This window comes from Phycicoccus sp. HDW14, from assembly GCF_011383005.1.
Lineage (GTDB): Bacteria > Actinomycetota > Actinomycetes > Actinomycetales > Dermatophilaceae > Phycicoccus.
Map to the genome: position 1 here is coordinate 2,100,596 of NZ_CP049935.1, position 15,503 is coordinate 2,116,098.

Consider the following 15,503-nt stretch of genomic DNA (forward strand, 5'->3'; position numbering starts at 1 on the left):
CGGTGGCCGGACCGGGCCCGCGACCCCCGGGTCGGGCTCGCGGCCGCCCTGCTGGTGCTCGCGGCCCCGGCGGCGGCGGGTGGCCTGCTCGGGGTGCGGTTCGTCGGCCTGGCCCTGCTGACCCTCGCCCCGCTCGCGGCGGTCGGGGCCACCCGCCTCGCGTCGCGCGCCGGGGCCCGGGCTCGTGCGGTCGAGCCGACCGGGGCCTTCCGCAGCCCGGTGGTGCGGCGGTGGTCGGTCGGCGCCCCCTGGCGGGTCGTCGGGTGGCTCACGCTGGTGCTGCTCGGCCCGCTCGTCCTGCTCGCCGGTGCCCGGCTCGGGCGGCCGGCCGAGGCGGCCGTCGTCGACGCCCTCCCCCGCGGCTGCCGGCTGGTGTCCGACCCGGCGTCGGCGGGGCCGATCCTGCTGCTGCGCCCCGACGTCCGCGTGTGGATCGACACGCGCGCCGACTACTGGGGGCCGAGCGCAACCGGGAGGCCCTCGACGTCCTGTCCGGCTCCGCCACCGACGTGCCGGCGGTGGCGGGTGCCACCTGCGCCGTGCTGTCGGCCGCCGACGTACCGACCGGGCGGCTCGCGGCGGCCCTCGACGCGGACCCGGCGTGGCGAGCCGCCGGCTCGGTGCCGGGGCTCGGGGTGTGGGTGCGGCGCTGACCCTCGCTCAGGCGGCGGGGCGCTGCCGGAAGGTCACCCGGAGGTGGCCGAGGAAGGAGAGGCTGACCACCAGCACGAGGACGAGCAGCTGGGCGACGAAGGGCCGCAGCCCGAACGCCTCGACGCACAGCGGCACGCCGACGAGGCTCGTGGCCGCGCCCGTCCACCAGATGCCGAGGAACGTGGCGACCTGCCGCCCGAGCGGACCGTCGGCCCGGAAGACCAGGCCCCGGTAGGCCGGGAAGGCGAAGGCGATGGCGCTCAGCTGGGCCGCGACGAGCCCGACGAGGTAGTGCGCCCCGAGGGCCAGCGCGCCGCCGAGCACCGACAGGTAGACGACCTGGGTCACGCCGCCGACGACGCCGTAGCGCACGACGACGGGCAGCGACGCCCACGTGCGCCGGAGCCGCCCGAGGTCGGGAGCGACCGGCGCGGGGGCCAGGGTCGGCTGGGCCATCGGACTCCTTCGGGCGTCGGGCGGTGTGGGACGGACGCCGGCCACGCTAGGGCCGCCCCGGCTCCGGCGCCCAGAGGCCGGGCCCGCATTGGGGCCGTTCGGCCGACGGCCCGGGACGAACGGGGTACCGGGCGGGCACCGGCCCGCGTCACGGGCGGCCGCCGCAGGGGCGAAAGACCCGAACGGACGATGCGACCCGCATCCGCCCCGGCCGCCCCGGCCGCTATCTTCGCTGCGGCGGGACCGGCACCGGCTGCCGACGGCGAGGAGTGTGACGTGGACGAGCGGACGGCGGTCCTCGACGCCGAGCCCGAGGACCGCACGGACCGCCCCTGGCGCATCCCGCTGGCCGGCCGGCTGACCCCCGTCGTCCTGCTCGTCGTCGTCGCCGCGGTCCAGACCCTCCACCGGGTCGACGACCCCGACACGTGGTGGCACCTGCGCACGGGCGCCGAGCTGCGCCGGTCCCTCGACCTCGTCGGGCCCGACCCCTGGAGTCCGTTCACGACGCACGAGTGGATCCGCCACCAGTGGCTGGGCGACCTGCTGATGGCCGGCGTCCACGACGTCGCGGGGCTGGCGGGCGTCGCCTGGCTGGTCACCGCGTTCGCCGTGACCACCGTCGTCGCCGCCTACTCCGTCGCCCGGCGCCGCGCCTCCGTCCTCGTGTCGGCGGGGGTCGCCGTCGTCGCGCTCGTCGGGGCCTCGATGACGCTCTCGGCCCGTCCGCAGTCGATCTCGTTGCCGCTCACCGTGATCGCTGCAGGCGTGTGGCTGTCGACAGCGCACGACCACCGCCCCCGGTGGTGGCTCGCCCCGCTCACCTGGGCGTGGGCCTGCTGCCACGGCTTCTGGTTCCTCGTCCCCGCGCTCGGCGCGGTCGTCGTCGTGGGCCTCGTCCTCGAGCGCGCCCCGGCCCGGGCCGTCGTCCGGTCGTCGGCGCTGGCCGCGGCGACCCTCGTCGTGGCCGCCCTCACCCCGGTCGGTCCGCGACTGCTCACGGCGCCGTTCGAGGTCAGCACGATCACCGGCTTCATCGAGGAGTGGCTGCCGCCGTCGCCCGGCGCCCCCGCGTTCGTGGCCGGCTGCGCGATGGCCGTCGTGCTCGTCGTGCTCTGGTCGCTCGGGGACCCCCCGCACTGGGCCGAGGTGGGCGTCCTCGTCGTCGCGGCCTACCTCCTGGTCGCCCACGGCCGCACGGTCTCCCTGGCGGCCGTGCTCCTCGTCCCCCTGCTGGCGGCCGCCGTGCAGCGCCGGGTGCCGCTCGAGCGCGAGCGCACCGGGCGGACCGAGGTGCTCGCCGTGTCCGTCGCCGCCGTTCTCGGCCTCGGGCTCACGGCCCTCGTCGCGCCGGCGCAGGCGAGCACGCCCGTCGGCTTCCCGACGGCGCTCTCGCCGAGGCTGTCCGCGCTGCCGGCCGGCACGGTCGTCTGCAACGACTACGACGCCGGCGGCTGGCTCTGGTGGTCCCACCCGGACCTCGTCCCGGTCATCGACGGTCGCACCGAGCTCTACACGCCGGAGGACCTGCGGGCCTACACGCGGTTCGTCGCCGGCGGTCCCGGGACCGAGGCCGAGGTGCAGCGCCGGGGGTGCGCGGCGGCCCTGGTGCGCGACGGCTCCCCGCCGCCGACACGCTCGTGCGCTCCGGGTGGGACGTCGACGCGCAGGGTGGCGGCTGGCAGCTGGTGCTCCCGGCCCGCTGACCGCGGGCCTCAGCCGCACCCGAGGGCGGCAGCGACCCCCGGTCCGGGACGGAGCACGAGCAGCTCCGTCCGCGCACTCCTCGCGAACCCGGGGTACCGGTGCGCGACCTCGTACTCCCCCACCGCGCGCGACCAGTCGGTGGCCCAGGCGTCGGCGAGCGGCGGTGTGCCGGAGGCCGGCACGATGACCCACGCCCGCGCCCGCTCCTGGCACGACACCTTCGAGAGGGCCAGCCGGGCCGACTCCACACCGCCCGACCACGCCGTGTAGAGGTGCGCGCGCCCCAGCGGCGGCCCGCCCAGGACGAGGGCGGCCGCGGGCTCGGTGCCGCTGAGGTCGACGACCGGGGTGCGCTCGTCGAGGCCGCCCCGGAGTGCCACCTCGTGCAGCGGCCCGAGCGCCGCCGCTGCCGCCGGTGCCACGTCGAGGGTCCCCCGAGGACGCGGACGGGCTCGGTGGCGCGGCCGGGCTGCGCGCCGAGCGGACCGTCCCACCACAGGGCGGCCACCATGACGACGACGCACGAGGTGGCCGCGACGAGGAGACCGGCCGCGACCGACGGAGACCGCCGGGCAGCCGACGAGGCCTCGGCCGCCGTGGGGCGGTCGGTGCAGCGGACGACGTGCAGGGCGGCGAGGAGCACCCAGGCGACGCTCGTCTGTCCGGCCGTGGTCAGCAGGGCCCGGTTGGACCCCACGGCGTACAGGTACGGGACGAGGGCGAGCAGGACGAGCACGGGCAGGACCGTGCGGCGCCGGTCGGGCTCCCATCCCCACAGCGCCGTCAGGGCCAGGCCGAGGAGCACCACACCGAGGCCCAGCGCGCGGTAGCCGTTGGTGGCCTGGGACAGCAGCTGGACGGCCAGCCACGCCGTCGCGATGCCGACCACCGTGAGCACCGGGGCGACGAGCACGTCGACCCGCGCCACGTCGTCGTCGGCGTGCCGGCGGCCGAGCAGCCACGCGCCGAGCACCACGAGCAGCGGGACCGCGAGGAGCAGGCTCCCGACGTCGACCGGGCCCAGGCCGAGCAGCTGGGCAAGGCTGGGGTAGGCCCCGATCCGGTCGACGACGTCGAACCCGCCGACGAGGTAGCGGACGGCCTCGGCGGGGGTCATCCGCGCGAGCACGAGGACCACCGCCAGCCCGGCGAGCAGACCGAGCACGGCGGCCCCGAGGGCGCGCAGCGGAGGACGCGCCCAGACCGCGAGGACGATGACGGCCAGCGCGAGGGCCACCGCGGACGTCGGCTTCGCGACGAACGTGACGCAGGCGCCGACGCCGACGAGCACCCCTCCCCCGACCGGACGCCCCCGCTGCAGGCGGGCCACGCCCCACGCGGCGAGCAGCAGGCCGACGAGGGCGAGCGAGCGGTAGCTGAGGACCCGCACCTCGAGGAGGAAGACGACCTGCGCCGACGCGGCCGCGGCCGTCGCGCCGACGGCGAGCGGGAGGCGTCGAGGGTGGCGGACGACGAGCGCGGCGGCCTCGACGAAGCACCCGGCGGCCACCGCACCGACGAGGAGGTCGCCCACGAGCCGGAAGAGCCCGATGTCGTTGCCGCACAGGGCCAGCAGCGGGTGGACCAGGAACGGGAAGAGGTAGACCTCGCCGGCCGGCACCGACGCCTCGGGAAAGCGCACGAGGCGCAGCACGTAGCTCTCGTCGATGGGGTCCAGCCCGCGCCACGCGGAGCCGAGGAGCAGCACGAGGACCGCCGCGGACACGACCGCGACGAGGACGAGCGGGAGGGTGGCCGCCGACCCGCGACGGTCCGGCCCGGCCGGCTCAGCCACGGCGCAGGTGCACCGTGGTCCAGGCGGACACCGGCCTCAGCCCGAGGGTGCACCACACGCGCTGGACGGCGGTGTTCGAGGCCTGCGTCGAGATGACGACCCGCTGGGCCCCGTCCGCACCGGCACGGGCGAGGACGCCTGCGAGCAGCGCCCGGTACACCCCCCGGCCCCGGTGGTCGGGGTGGGTGCCGGCGAGCAGCACCTCGACGCCGCGGCCGCCGTCGACGCGCGCGGTCGTGGCGACCGCGGCCGGGACCCCGTCGACGAGCTGGAGGAGGACGTCCTCCGGGTGCTCGCGCGCGGTGCGGCCGGCCCACTCCACGTAGCCCGCGAGCACGAGGTCGGGCGGGAAGTCGGGGGACGCGAGGTAGTGCGTCGGGTAGTCGGCGAAGGTCGCGGCGACGAGCTCCTCCACGGCCGGCGCCAGCGCGGGGGCGTCGGCCAGCGACACCGGCCCCGGCTCCCCTCCGGAAGGAACGTCAGCGACCTCCCCCGCCCAGTAGACGAGGGTGTCGGCGGGCAGGACCTGCAGGCCGCGGCGCACCAGCTCGCCGGCGAGCCCGACCCGGTCGGCGGGCCAGCGGGCGACGGTCACCGCGGGCGCGAGCCGCTCGAGGTCGTCGACGACGTGTTGCGCGGCCTGGGCGTCGGTCGTGTCGCGCCCCACGGTCAGCCGGGCCACGGGGAACCCGAAGCGTCGGGTGTCGAGCTCGCTCGCGCTCGTGCGGATCCCGGTGCCCTCGAGGTCGTCCCAGCTCATGCCACGGGACGATAGGCGGTCACTGCCGAGACCACCCGGTCGACCTCCGGCGTGGTGAGGCCGGCGTGCAGCGGGAGCCGCACGAGGCGTGCGGCCACGTCCGCGGTGACGGTGCAGGGCCGGGGCGTGCGCCCGAGCCTGCGCCCACCCGGTGAGGAGTCCAGCGGCTGGTAGTGGAAGACCGCCGAGACCTCCTGCGTGCCGAGGTGGTGGATGATGCCGGCCTGGTCGGCCGCGGAGGGCATCAGCAGGTAGTAGAGGTGGGCCGGGTGCTCGGCACCGTCCGGCACGACCATCTGCTGCACCCCGTGGGCGGCGGCCCACGGCGCCAGCTCGGCGGCGTAGCGGTCCCAGACCCGGTGGCGCCGCGCCTGGATCTCGTCGAAGGCCTCGAGCTGGGCGACGAGGACGGCCGCCTGCAGCTCGCTCGGGAGGTAGGAGGACCCCTGGTCCTGCCACGTGTACTTGTCGACCTCGCCGCGCAGGAAGCGGGAGCGGTCGGTTCCCTTCTCCCGCACCACCTCTGCCCGCGCGCGCAGGGCTGGGTCGTTGACGACCAGCGCCCCGCCCTCGCCGCTCGTGACGTTCTTGGTGTCGTGGAAGCTCTGCGTCGCGAAGGTGCCGAAGGACCCGAGGGGGCGGCCCCGCCACGCACCACCGAGGCCGTGGGCGTTGTCCTCGACGAGGGCCAGGCCGCGCGCGTCGCAGAGGGCCCGGAGCCGCTCGACGTCGGCGGCGACCCCGCCGTAGTGCACGACGAAGACGGCCCGGGTCCGCTCGGTCAGCGCGTCGGCGACCGCGTCGACGTCGAGGTTGAGGGTGTCCGGGCGGACGTCGACGAACACCGGGGTGGCCCCGCGGATGGCGATGGCCGTCGCGGTGGAGGTGAACGTGAAGCTCGGGCAGACGACCTCGTCGCCCGGTCCGAGGTCGAGGAGCACCGCGGCCAGCTCGAGCGCGTGGGTGCAGGAGGGCGTGAGGTGCACCGACCCACCGCCGAGCCGCTCGCGCAGCAGGGCCTCGGCCGTCCGGGTGTGGACGCCGTCGCCGTGCCACATCGGCGAGGCGAGGACCTGCGCGAGCAGCTCCTGCTCGCGGCCGGTGCGATAGGGAGCGGTGAACCGGACGGGGGCGACGACCCGCGTGGCAGCCGGGGCGCGCCGGGTGCGGACGGTCACGACCGGTCCCCCAGCGCGGCGGCGCCGGTCGCGGCGGGTACCTCGAGGAGGCCACCGGTGCGCAGCGGCTCGGGCCGCACGACGTACGCGGGTCGCTGCATCGAGCGGACGTGCAGGCGGCCCAGGTACTCCCCGACGATGCCGAGCGAGAGCATCAGCGCGCCGGAGAGGATGCCGAGCATCGCGACGACCGTCGTGAAGCCGGCGACCTGGATCCGGCCGGTCCAGTACATCCCGAGGACGGCGACGAGGGCGACGACCCCGAGCACCGACACCGCGAGGCCGAGCATCGTCACGAGGCGCAGGGGCAGGACGCTGTAGCCCGTCGCCATGTTCGCCGCGTGCTTGAGCAGGCCGCGGACGGTGTAGTTCGAGGTGCCGACGCTCCGGTGGTCCATGAGCACGGGGACGCGCTCGACCGAGGTCGTCGCCCACGACAGGACGACGTCGAGCGAGACGAACGGGTCGGTGACGTGGCTGAAGGCCTCGCGCAGGTCGGTGCGGAAGGCCCGGAAGGCGCTGACGTCACGTGCGTTCGGGACACCGGCGATGGCCAGGGCGGACTTGACGAGCCGCGAGGCGAACGAGCGGGCGGCGCCGTGCTCCTCGTCGACGGCGACCCCGTAGACGAGGTCGACGCGCGGGTCGGCGAGCGGGGCCAGGAGCGTCGCGACCTGGTCGGGGCGGTGCTGCAGGTCGTCGTCCATCGTGACCGTGACGGCGTACCGCGCGCGGGCCACACCGGCGAGGAGGGCGTTGTGCTGGCCGTAGTTGCGCCGCAGCTCGACGACCCGGACGAGGTGGGCGGCGTGCTCCGCGGCCACCGCACGGGCCGCGCCGGCGGTGTCGTCGGGCGAGCCGTCGACGACGAGGACGACCTCGTGGTGCGGGGTGAGCCCGGCGAGGACGGGGAGGAGGCCGCGGACGAGGTCGGCGACCGTGCCCTCGGAGCGGTAGCAGGGGACGACGACCGAGACGCCGCCCGGCCACGCGGCGCCGGACTGCGCGTCCGGGGACGTGCGGGAGGAGGGGTGCGTGTCCGACACCGTGAGCCTCCTGCAGAACCGTCCGACTGTGACGGGTCGACGCTAGGAGCGCGGGATCGCAGGGGGCGAGGGGACGCCGGGACAACTGGACGTTCGGCCGACCCGACTCGGGGCGGACGACCGAGGGCGCCGCCGGGGAGTCCCCGACGGCGCCCTCGTGGCCGCGAACCGAGCGCTGGGCTCGGGGCGCTGGGCTCAGTAGCGGTAGTGCTCCGGCTTGTACGGGCCGGCGACGTCGACGCCGAGGTACTCGGCCTGCTCCTTGGTGAGCTCGGTGAGCTCGACCCCGAGGGCCTCGAGGTGCAGCTCGGCGACCTTCTCGTCGAGGTGCTTCGGGAGGGTCTTGACCTCCGGCTTGCCGTCCTCGTCGAAGTACTCGTCGGTCTTCCCGAACAGCTCGATCTGGGCGATCGTCTGGTTGGAGAAGGAGTTCGACATCACGAAGCTCGGGTGGCCCGTGGCGTTGCCGAGGTTCATCAGGCGGCCCTCGGACAGGACGATGATCGAGTCGCCGTCCTCGAAGGTCCACTCGTGCACCTGCGGCTTGATCTCCTGCTTCTGGATGCCCCCGACCTTCGCGAGGCCGGCCATGTCGATCTCGTTGTCGAAGTGGCCGATGTTGGCGAGGATCGCCTTGTTCTTCATCTGCTGCATGTGCTCGGCGGTGACGACGTTGAAGCAGCCCGTCGAGGTGACGATGATGTCGGCCTGGTCGATGACGCTGTCGAGCTTGGCGACCTGGTAGCCGTCCATCGCGGCCTGCAGCGCGCAGATGGGGTCGATCTCGGTGACGATGACCCGGGCGCCCTGGCCGCGCAGCGACTCGGCGCAGCCCTTGCCCACGTCGCCGTAGCCGGCCACGACGGCGACCTTGCCGCCGATGAGGACGTCGGTGGCGCGGTTGAGGCCGTCGATGAGCGAGTGGCGGCAGCCGTACTTGTTGTCGAACTTGCTCTTGGTGACCGAGTCGTTGACGTTGATCGCCGGGAAGAGCAGCTCGCCGGCCTCGGCCAGCTGGTAGAGGCGGTGGACGCCGGTGGTGGTCTCCTCGGTGACGCCCTTGATCTCGGCGGCGACCGTGGTCCACTTCTGCGGGTCCTGCTGCATCGTGCGGCGCACGAGGGCCTTGAAGACACCGAACTCCTCGGTGTCCTCCTCGGTCGTGGGGGCACCTGGCCGGCGGTCTCCCACTCCTTGCCCTTGTGGACGAGCATCGTGGCGTCGCCACCGTCGTCGAGGATCATGTTGGCACCCTGGCCACCCGGCCAGGTGAGGATCTGCTCGGTGCAGTCCCAGTACTCCTCGAGGGTCTCGCCCTTCCAGGCGAAGACGGGGACACCCTGGGGGTCCTCGGGGGTGCCCTTCCCGACGACGATCGCCGCGGCGGCCTCGTCCTGGGTCGAGTAGATGTTGCAGGAGGCCCAGCGGACCTCGGCACCGAGCGCGGTGAGCGTCTCGATGAGGACGGCGGTCTGCACGGTCATGTGCAGCGAGCCGGCGATGCGCGCGCCCTTGAGCGGCTGGCTGTCGCCGAACTCGGCGCGCAGGGACATCAGGCCGGGCATCTCGTGCTCGGCGAGGCGGATCTGGTGGCGACCGGACTCGGCGAGCGAGAGGTCGCGGACCTTGTGGTCAACGGACATGCGTGAGCTCCTCGGAGACATCGTGTGTTCGAGTTGACCGGCGTCGCCCATCTGGGCCGCGCAGTGCGAGGGTCATCACCCAGGCCGGTAGTGCGTCGTTCAGGGTACCGCAACGGCCCCCGTGCCCCGCAAAGCCGCGACAGGGGTTCGACGGGCGGCTAGCCTGCGCGGCGTGTCCCCGAGCGCACCGAGCACCTCCGCCACCCGGCCTGCAGCGACGGTCCGGCGCCCGCCCGTGGACCTGCTCGTGCCGCTCGCGGTCTTCGCCGTCGCGCGCGTCGTCTCCGGCGTGATGCTGGCCGTCACCGCCCGGCTCCAGCCGGACCTCACCGACGACCCCTTCTGGCACGTCGAGGGCACCCGTCCGGCGAACCCCTCCTACCTCGAGGTCCTGTCGAACTGGGACGGGCAGTGGTTCAAGACGATCGCCCTGCACGGGTACGGGGCGGTGGCGGACGGCCGGGCCTCGGACCAGAGCGCCCTGGCCTTCTCCCCCGTCTACCCCTTCCTCGTGCGCGCGGTGATGGCCGTCACCGGGCTGGGCTTCGAGGCCGCGGCCTCGGGCGTGAGCCTCGTGGCGTCGGCGGCGGCCGTCGTCCTGCTCTTCCGGTGGCTGCTCGTGACCCGGGGCCGGGGGCCGCGGTCGCCGCGGTCTTCGTCCTGTCCTTCTTCCCGGCGGCGCCGGTGCTCCAGGCCGCGTACAGCGACGGACTGGCGCTGCTCCTCGTCGTCGTCCTGCTCCGCGCGGTCGCCGAGGACCGCTGGCGGGTCGCGTGGGCCGTGGCCCCGGCCCTCGCGCTGACCCGCCCGGTGCTGCTGCCCGTGGCCCTGCTGGTCCTCGTGGTCCGCTGGCGCGCCGCCGACGGCCACGTGCGGACGCTGCTCGCCGACCGGGTGCTGCTCGCCCGGGTCGTCGGGATCGGCGCCCTCGCGTTCCTCTGGCCGGTCCTCGCGGGCGTCATCTCGGGGTCGGCCACGGCCTACTCGACGACGCTCAAGGCCTGGCGGTCCGACGGCCTCTCGGTCGGTGGGTGGTTCAGCGGCCTGTGGACCAACGGGCTGCAGGTGCCCGTCGTCCTCTTCGTGGTGATCCTCGTCGCGCTCGTCGCCCTGCGGCTGAGGCGGAGGACCCCGGACGGCCCCGCCGACCACCTCGGCACCTGGGCCGGGGTCTACCTGCTCTTCGTGCTCGCGACCGCGCCGCCGAACGCCGGCATCGTCCGGCACACCCTGCTGACCCTCGTCCCGCTCGGCACGCTCGGTCCGATGGCCGCGCACCTGACGCCGCGGCGCCGCGCCGTCCTGCTCGCCGTCGTCGTGGCGCTCGAGGTGGTGCTCCAGTGGGTGTGGATCCGCTACGTGTTCGTCGTCGCCGACGTCTCCGCCGCCCGCATCCCCTGAGCGGGAACGGAGCTCAGCCGCGGGAGGCGTCCTCGACGTCGGACTCGGAGACGTCGACGGAGGGATGCCCGGGGCCGTCGACGCTCGGGCTGCCGGGGGCGGTGTCGAGGTCGGGCTCGAGGTAGATGACGAGGCGCAGCTGCGGCACGCTCTCGCGCGCGGCGCGCTCGGCCTCGTTGATGGCCGCGACCACCTCGGCCGCGCTGTCGGTCTCCCCCACCGCGAGCTTGGCGGCGACGAGCAGCTCGTCGGGGCCGAGGTGCATCGTGCGGCTGTTGATGACCCGGTCGACCACCTCGGGCGACTCGAGGGCCCGGAGGATGCCCTGGCGCACGGGCAGCGAAGCCGACTCCCCGACGAGCAGCGAGCTCATCTCGACGGCGAGCACCGCGGCGAGCCCGACGAGCAGGACGCCGATCGCCCCCGACCCCAGGCCGTCCCAGACCGGGTTGCCGGTGACCAGGGTGAGCCCGACACCGGTGAGCGCGAAGGCCAGGCCGATGAGCGCGCCGAAGTCCTCGAGGAGCACGACGGGCAGCTCGGGGGACTTCGTCGTGCGGATGAAGCGCACCCACGAGCGACCCCGGCGGATGGCGTTGGACTCGCGCACCGCGGTGCGCAGGCTGAACCCCTCGAGCACCATCGCGACGAGCAACACCGCGAGCGGCACCCACCACCAGCGGGACTCGAACGGGTCGTAGTCGTTCTCGTGCAACGACTCCCGCACCTTCTCGTACGACTCGAAGAGCGCGAAGACACCACCGAGCACGAAGAGCATGATCGCGACGATGAAGGAGTAGACGTAGCGCTGCTGCCCGAAGCCGAAGGGGTGCTCGAGGGTGGCGTCGCGGCTGGCGCGGCGGCTGCCGACGAGGAGCAGCACCTGGTTGCCCGTGTCGGCGAGGGAGTGCACGGCCTCGGCGAGCATCGAGGAGAACCCGGTGAGCAGGAACGCGACGAGCTTGGTGACCGCCACCCCGAGGTTCGCCAACAGCGCCGCGAGGATCGCCGCTCGTCCACCCTCGCTCGCCATGACCCGATCCTAGGGACCGCGGGTCGGCTAGCGTCGACTGCATGCCGACCTCTCGCGGGACCCTCGACTGGGCCGCCGCCACCGACCACCCCGAGCTGCTCGCTCCGCCGGTCCATCCGGCCCTCGCGGCCGTGCCCGGGGCGCTCGTCGCACCCATCGACGCCGACCTCGCCGACACGGCCGCCTTCTGCGAGGCCTACGACGTCGCACTGGGCGCCAGCGCCAACTGCGTGGTCGTCGCCGGGAAGCGGGGTGGGGTCACGTCGTACGCGGCGGTCATGGTGCTGGCCACCCACCGGGCCGACGTCAACGGGGCGGTGCGCCGCCACCTCGACGTCCGCAAGATCTCCTTCGCCCCGATGGACGACGCGGTGGGGCTCACCGGGATGGAGTACGGCGGCATCACACCGGTCGGGCTGCCGGACGGCTGGCCGGTGCTCGTCGACGAGGCGGTCGTGGCCGCCGGCGAGGTCGTCGTCGGCAGCGGGCTGCGGCGCAGCAAGCTGCTGCTGACCGGCGAGAACCTCCTGCGGCTACCGGGCGCACGGTCACTGGCGCTGGCCCAGCCGACGGGCTGACGGCGGCCGGGGCGCCGACGAGGGCGGCGCTCAGAAGGGCGGGCGTTCGGGCCATCTCGAGCGGTGGCGCCGTCCATGGTGCTCCCGGCCATGGACCTCGAGCCGGCACGGTCGGGCGTGCTCGGCGAGCACCGTGAGGCGGCTCTCGAGCGCGCTCCACGGGGGCGGGGGCTCCGGGCCCCGAGGAGGGAACCGCGCCGCGTCGGCTGCGGGCAGCACGACCGACTCGAGGGCGTCGAGGGCCGCCGTCGTGCGCAGGCGACCCGTCGGGTCGGTCCAGGTGGCCGTGCCGTCCGGAGCGAGGCGCAGCCGCCACCCGGGTGACTGCTTGAGGCGGTGGTGTCGACGGCAGAGGCACAGGAGGTTGGTGGCCGCGGTCGGCCCGAGCGGCCAGGGCCGGACGTGGTCGAGGTCGCAGAACCGGGCCGCCACGGCTCATCCCGGGAAGCGGCAGCGGCCGTCGCGGGCCCGGACGAGGGCCGCGAGCCGGGCGCCCGGCCGGTAGCCGTCGGACGCGAACCGGCTCTCCGGGTCGAGCCGGGCGCCGCTCATCGAGTGGCACGGGAGCGGGCCGGACGTCGGGTCGAGGTGCTCACGGACCCAGGCGCGAGGGACGAGCACCGGCTCGGAAGGTCGCGATCCGTGCACCTGGACGAGGTCGTCGTCGCGGCCGGGGCCCTCGGCCGCGGCCGGCCGGGTGGAGGACGCACCCTCGACGCCGTCGACCGGGGCGGTGAGGACGACCCGCACGTCGACGGACGAGTGCTGGAGGACGAGGTCGGTCAGGGCCTTGCCCCGGGCCTGCTCCACGGTGGCGCAGGTGCCGTCGCCGACGTAGCTGTGGGCCAGCCGGTCGACGGCGGTCCAGGCCGCGGCCGCATCCTCGCTGGGGAACGTGCCGAGCCAGGTGTCGACGCCGGGCTCGGCCACCCAGCGGCGCAGCCCGCACCGGGACCGAGCCCGCACGGCGCGCTGCCGGAGGAGGTCGGGCGAGATCCGCGCGAGGAGCCGGCGGCAGCGCCGACGGAGGGCGGGGGCGTCGGAGTCGGCGAGGAACGGGTCGAGGGCGTCGACGACCGCCGCGGCGACGTCGGCCGGCGCCTCGGCGAGCTCGGTGGCGACGACGGACGCGCGGTAGGGGTCGAGCCGCCCGTCGAGCATCGCCGCGTGCAGCCCGCGCAGTCCGGTGGCGGCGCCGCGCACCCCGTCGCCGGCCTCGGACGGCTCGCGGCCACCACAGATGCGGACCGCGGTCTCGACCCGTCGCTGGGCCTGACCGTGTGAGGCTCCGACGAGGGGCGCCAGCAGGTCGGCGGCGTCGAGGGCGACGGTGCCGACAAGGTGCTCGACCTCGCCGAGCGTCCCGTCCTCGTCCCACACGCTCTCGCGGCGAGCCAGCTCGACGACGGCCTGGTCCTGGAGGGCGGTGACGACGTTGGGCACGCCCTGGCAGGACGTGACGAGGGCTGTCCAGCCGTCCCGGTCGGTGGGGGCCTGGTGGAGCCGGTCGAGGAGGTCGCCGGCGAGCTCGGCCAGCGTGTCTGCGGCTGTCGTCGCGACCATCGGCTCCCCCTCCCCTCGTGGGTTCCATCCTACTCCCCGACGGCACCCCGGCAATGGCTGATCTCATCAATCTGTTTGTTGGACAACCTCTTTCGTCCCATCAACCTCGCACATCACGCCCATCGCCGGCGCCACGCGCGAGGACCGGCACGCCCTCACGGTTGCGGCCGGCCTGCCCCGGGTAGCGACCGGTCATGGACATCGAACCGAGCGAGCAGGCGCAGCAGACCGCCGAGCAGGGCCAGGCTGCGGAGGACGAGCAGCGCACCGGCAAGGCGGCGCGGCAGTGGCGGACCGAGGCGGAAGGCATCGCGGAGATGCACGGCGACGCGCTCGAGCGGGCCGAGGCGATGGGCGACGAGGTCGAGACCTCCATCCCGGTCCCCGACCCCGCGCACGACCCGGGCGCCGTTCAGGAGCGCAGCATCGGCGAGGCCCGGGAGGCCCGGACCGGGCGCCACCACGCCGAGAACGGGTGAGCCTCAGGACGTGCGGTCGCGCAGGTCCGTGACGTGCCGGGAGACGGACGGGTCGAGGCCGAGCCCGAGGGCGAGGTAGGTCGCGGCGTAGTCGGTGAGTGCGACGAGCGAGGCCAGCCGCTCGACGGGGTGCCCGGCGCGCGCCTCCTGCTCGAGGACGACCACCCCGGACTCGCGGGCCGACCCGAGGACCGCCTCGGCCAGGGACGCCCCGGCGGGCCCGAGGGCCGGGTCGCGCAGCGCGAGCAGCCCGAGCCGCGGCACCGCCGGCCCGTCGAGGTAGGGGTCGGCGAAGATGTCACCGCCGCCGGTCGGAGCGGCGCCCAGGCCGCTGCCGAACGGACCGTCGAGCGTGGCGACGACGGAGGCCGCGGCATCCGGGAGGGCGCCGTGCGTCGCCGGCACGCGAGCGGTGCGCGAGAGCATCTGGGCCGCGCGACACGCGGCGACGCCGGTGAGCGCGCCGTCGCCGAGGACGACGGGGACGGTGCCGTCGAGCCCGAGGGCCAGCACCTTGGCCGGGTTGACGAAGGCGTCCGACGAGGGTCGGCACTCCTCGGCCACCTCGTCGAGGACGTCGGCCACGGACTCGAGCACCGACGGTGGGCTGGACGCCAGCCCGAGGGCGTCGGCGGCGACGAGCACGGGCGTCAGCAGCGACCAGAGCGCCGTGCGCGAGGACGGCGCCGGCAGCGCGACGTCGACGTGCACGCCGCGGGCCCGGGCGCAGACGTCGGCGAGCGGCGAGCCGGCCGCCCCGACGGTGAGCAACGAGGCGCCGCGACGGGCGGCCTCGGCGGCCAGCGCCAGCGGTCCCGCCGCCCGGCCCGACTGCGAGACCGCGATGACGAGGTCGAGCGGCCCGACCCATCCGGGCAGCGGTGCGTCCCGGCGGGCCGCGACGGGCACCGGGGAACCGGGCTCGGCGAGCAGGTCGAGGACGTCGCCGACGATGCCCGAGCCGCCGAGCGCCGCGACGAGCACCGAGCGGGGTCGCTCGCCGCCGGCGACCCTCCCGACCCCGGCCTCCTCCGCGGCGACGAGCGCTCGGCGCACCTGCGCGCCGGCCGAGGCCAGCCAGCGCAGGGTGTCGCGGGTGTCGAGCGCCGCGAGGGCCTCGACGTCGTCCAACCGGTTCTCGTCGACCCACGCCATCGCAGGCGGCTCCTCGCGTCGGGCCCGCGCCGCGCGGGCCGGTGGCTGCGGCCGG

15 protein-coding genes and 1 pseudogene are annotated in these 15,503 nt (G+C 75.3%); 7 read left to right on the forward strand and 9 right to left on the reverse strand.

Annotated features, from left to right (window positions below; all coding sequences use genetic code 11):
- Window positions 1-428 precede the first annotated feature (428 nt).
- On the forward strand, window positions 429-653 hold the full coding sequence (locus tag G7075_RS10295; protein WP_166121562.1) for a hypothetical protein: 225 nt from the start codon (window positions 429-431) through the stop codon (window positions 651-653).
- Window positions 654-660: 7 nt separating this feature from the next.
- Here G7075_RS10295 and G7075_RS10300 read toward each other — a convergent pair whose 3' ends face one another.
- Window positions 661-1,110 carry a GtrA family protein gene (locus G7075_RS10300; RefSeq protein ID WP_166121564.1) on the reverse strand — a complete coding sequence of 150 codons (450 nt, stop codon included), beginning with the start codon at window positions 1,108-1,110 and terminating at the stop codon, window positions 661-663.
- Window positions 1,111-1,386: 276 nt separating this feature from the next.
- Here G7075_RS10300 and G7075_RS10305 point away from each other — a divergent pair, with 276 nt between their 5' ends.
- Window positions 1,387-3,087 (forward strand): hypothetical protein, encoded by a 1,701-nt coding sequence (locus tag G7075_RS10305; protein WP_166121566.1) that lies wholly within the window; start codon window positions 1,387-1,389, stop codon window positions 3,085-3,087.
- Between the two features lie 352 nt (window positions 3,088-3,439).
- Window positions 3,440-4,708, forward strand: a complete 1,269-nt coding sequence (locus G7075_RS10310; RefSeq protein ID WP_166121568.1) for a hypothetical protein — start codon at window positions 3,440-3,442, stop codon at window positions 4,706-4,708.
- Here the strand turns inward: G7075_RS10310 and G7075_RS10315 are convergent.
- The 4 genes and pseudogenes from G7075_RS10315 to ahcY all read right to left on the reverse strand — a co-directional run bounded on the left by G7075_RS10315 (window position 4,605) and on the right by ahcY (window position 9,239).
- Window positions 4,605-5,372: a GNAT family N-acetyltransferase gene (locus G7075_RS10315; protein ID WP_166121570.1), complete on the reverse strand. Its 768-nt coding sequence runs from the start codon at window positions 5,370-5,372 to the stop codon at window positions 4,605-4,607. The two genes, G7075_RS10310 and G7075_RS10315, sit on opposite strands and share 104 nt — an antisense overlap.
- Window positions 5,369-6,550 carry a dTDP-4-amino-4,6-dideoxygalactose transaminase gene (gene rffA, locus G7075_RS10320; protein ID WP_166121572.1) on the reverse strand — a complete coding sequence of 394 codons (1,182 nt, stop codon included), beginning with the start codon at window positions 6,548-6,550 and terminating at the stop codon, window positions 5,369-5,371. The genes G7075_RS10315 and rffA overlap by 4 nt, the downstream gene beginning before the upstream one ends.
- Complete coding sequence (locus G7075_RS10325) at window positions 6,547-7,596, reverse strand: glycosyltransferase (RefSeq protein ID WP_166121574.1); 1,050 nt, start codon at window positions 7,594-7,596, stop codon at window positions 6,547-6,549. The genes rffA and G7075_RS10325 overlap by 4 nt, the downstream gene beginning before the upstream one ends.
- 195 nt (window positions 7,597-7,791) lie before the next feature.
- Window positions 7,792-9,239 (reverse strand): annotated as a pseudogene (gene ahcY / locus G7075_RS10330) (adenosylhomocysteinase).
- Between the two features lie 235 nt (window positions 9,240-9,474).
- Between ahcY and G7075_RS10335 the strand changes: the two are divergent.
- Window positions 9,475-10,041 (forward strand): hypothetical protein, encoded by a 567-nt coding sequence (locus G7075_RS10335; RefSeq protein WP_166121576.1) that lies wholly within the window; start codon window positions 9,475-9,477, stop codon window positions 10,039-10,041.
- The gene (locus tag G7075_RS10340; RefSeq protein WP_166121578.1) at window positions 9,924-10,640 is read left to right on the forward strand and encodes a hypothetical protein; all 717 of its coding nucleotides are present in this window, start codon (window positions 9,924-9,926) and stop codon (window positions 10,638-10,640) included. The genes G7075_RS10335 and G7075_RS10340 overlap by 118 nt, the downstream gene beginning before the upstream one ends.
- Before the next feature lie 13 nt (window positions 10,641-10,653).
- Here G7075_RS10340 and G7075_RS10345 read toward each other — a convergent pair whose 3' ends face one another.
- Entirely contained in the window at window positions 10,654-11,673 is a 1,020-nt protein-coding gene (locus tag G7075_RS10345) for a cation diffusion facilitator family transporter (RefSeq protein ID WP_166121580.1), read from the reverse strand.
- A 41-nt stretch (window positions 11,674-11,714) separates the two neighbouring features.
- On the opposite strand from G7075_RS10345, the gene G7075_RS10350 reads away from it, so the two are divergent.
- A complete protein-coding gene (locus tag G7075_RS10350) occupies window positions 11,715-12,251 on the forward strand; it encodes a YbaK/EbsC family protein (RefSeq protein WP_166121582.1) in 537 nt (178 codons plus the stop codon).
- 30 nt (window positions 12,252-12,281) lie between these two features.
- On the opposite strand, the gene G7075_RS10355 is transcribed toward G7075_RS10350, so the two are convergent.
- Together G7075_RS10355 and G7075_RS10360 are read right to left on the reverse strand one after the other, a co-directional pair.
- Window positions 12,282-12,683: an HNH endonuclease signature motif containing protein gene (locus G7075_RS10355; RefSeq protein WP_166121584.1), complete on the reverse strand. Its 402-nt coding sequence runs from the start codon at window positions 12,681-12,683 to the stop codon at window positions 12,282-12,284.
- A 3-nt stretch (window positions 12,684-12,686) separates the two neighbouring features.
- Window positions 12,687-13,814, reverse strand: a complete 1,128-nt coding sequence (locus G7075_RS10360) for a hypothetical protein (protein WP_166121586.1) — start codon at window positions 13,812-13,814, stop codon at window positions 12,687-12,689.
- Between the two features lie 194 nt (window positions 13,815-14,008).
- Here G7075_RS10360 and G7075_RS10365 point away from each other — a divergent pair, with 194 nt between their 5' ends.
- Window positions 14,009-14,293: a hypothetical protein gene (locus G7075_RS10365; RefSeq protein ID WP_166121588.1), complete on the forward strand. Its 285-nt coding sequence runs from the start codon at window positions 14,009-14,011 to the stop codon at window positions 14,291-14,293.
- Window positions 14,294-14,296: 3 nt separating this feature from the next.
- Here G7075_RS10365 and G7075_RS10370 read toward each other — a convergent pair whose 3' ends face one another.
- Window positions 14,297-15,448, reverse strand: coding sequence for an SIS domain-containing protein (locus G7075_RS10370; protein WP_166121590.1), 1,152 nt, complete (start codon window positions 15,446-15,448; stop codon window positions 14,297-14,299).
- Between the last annotated feature and the right edge of the window lie 55 nt (window positions 15,449-15,503).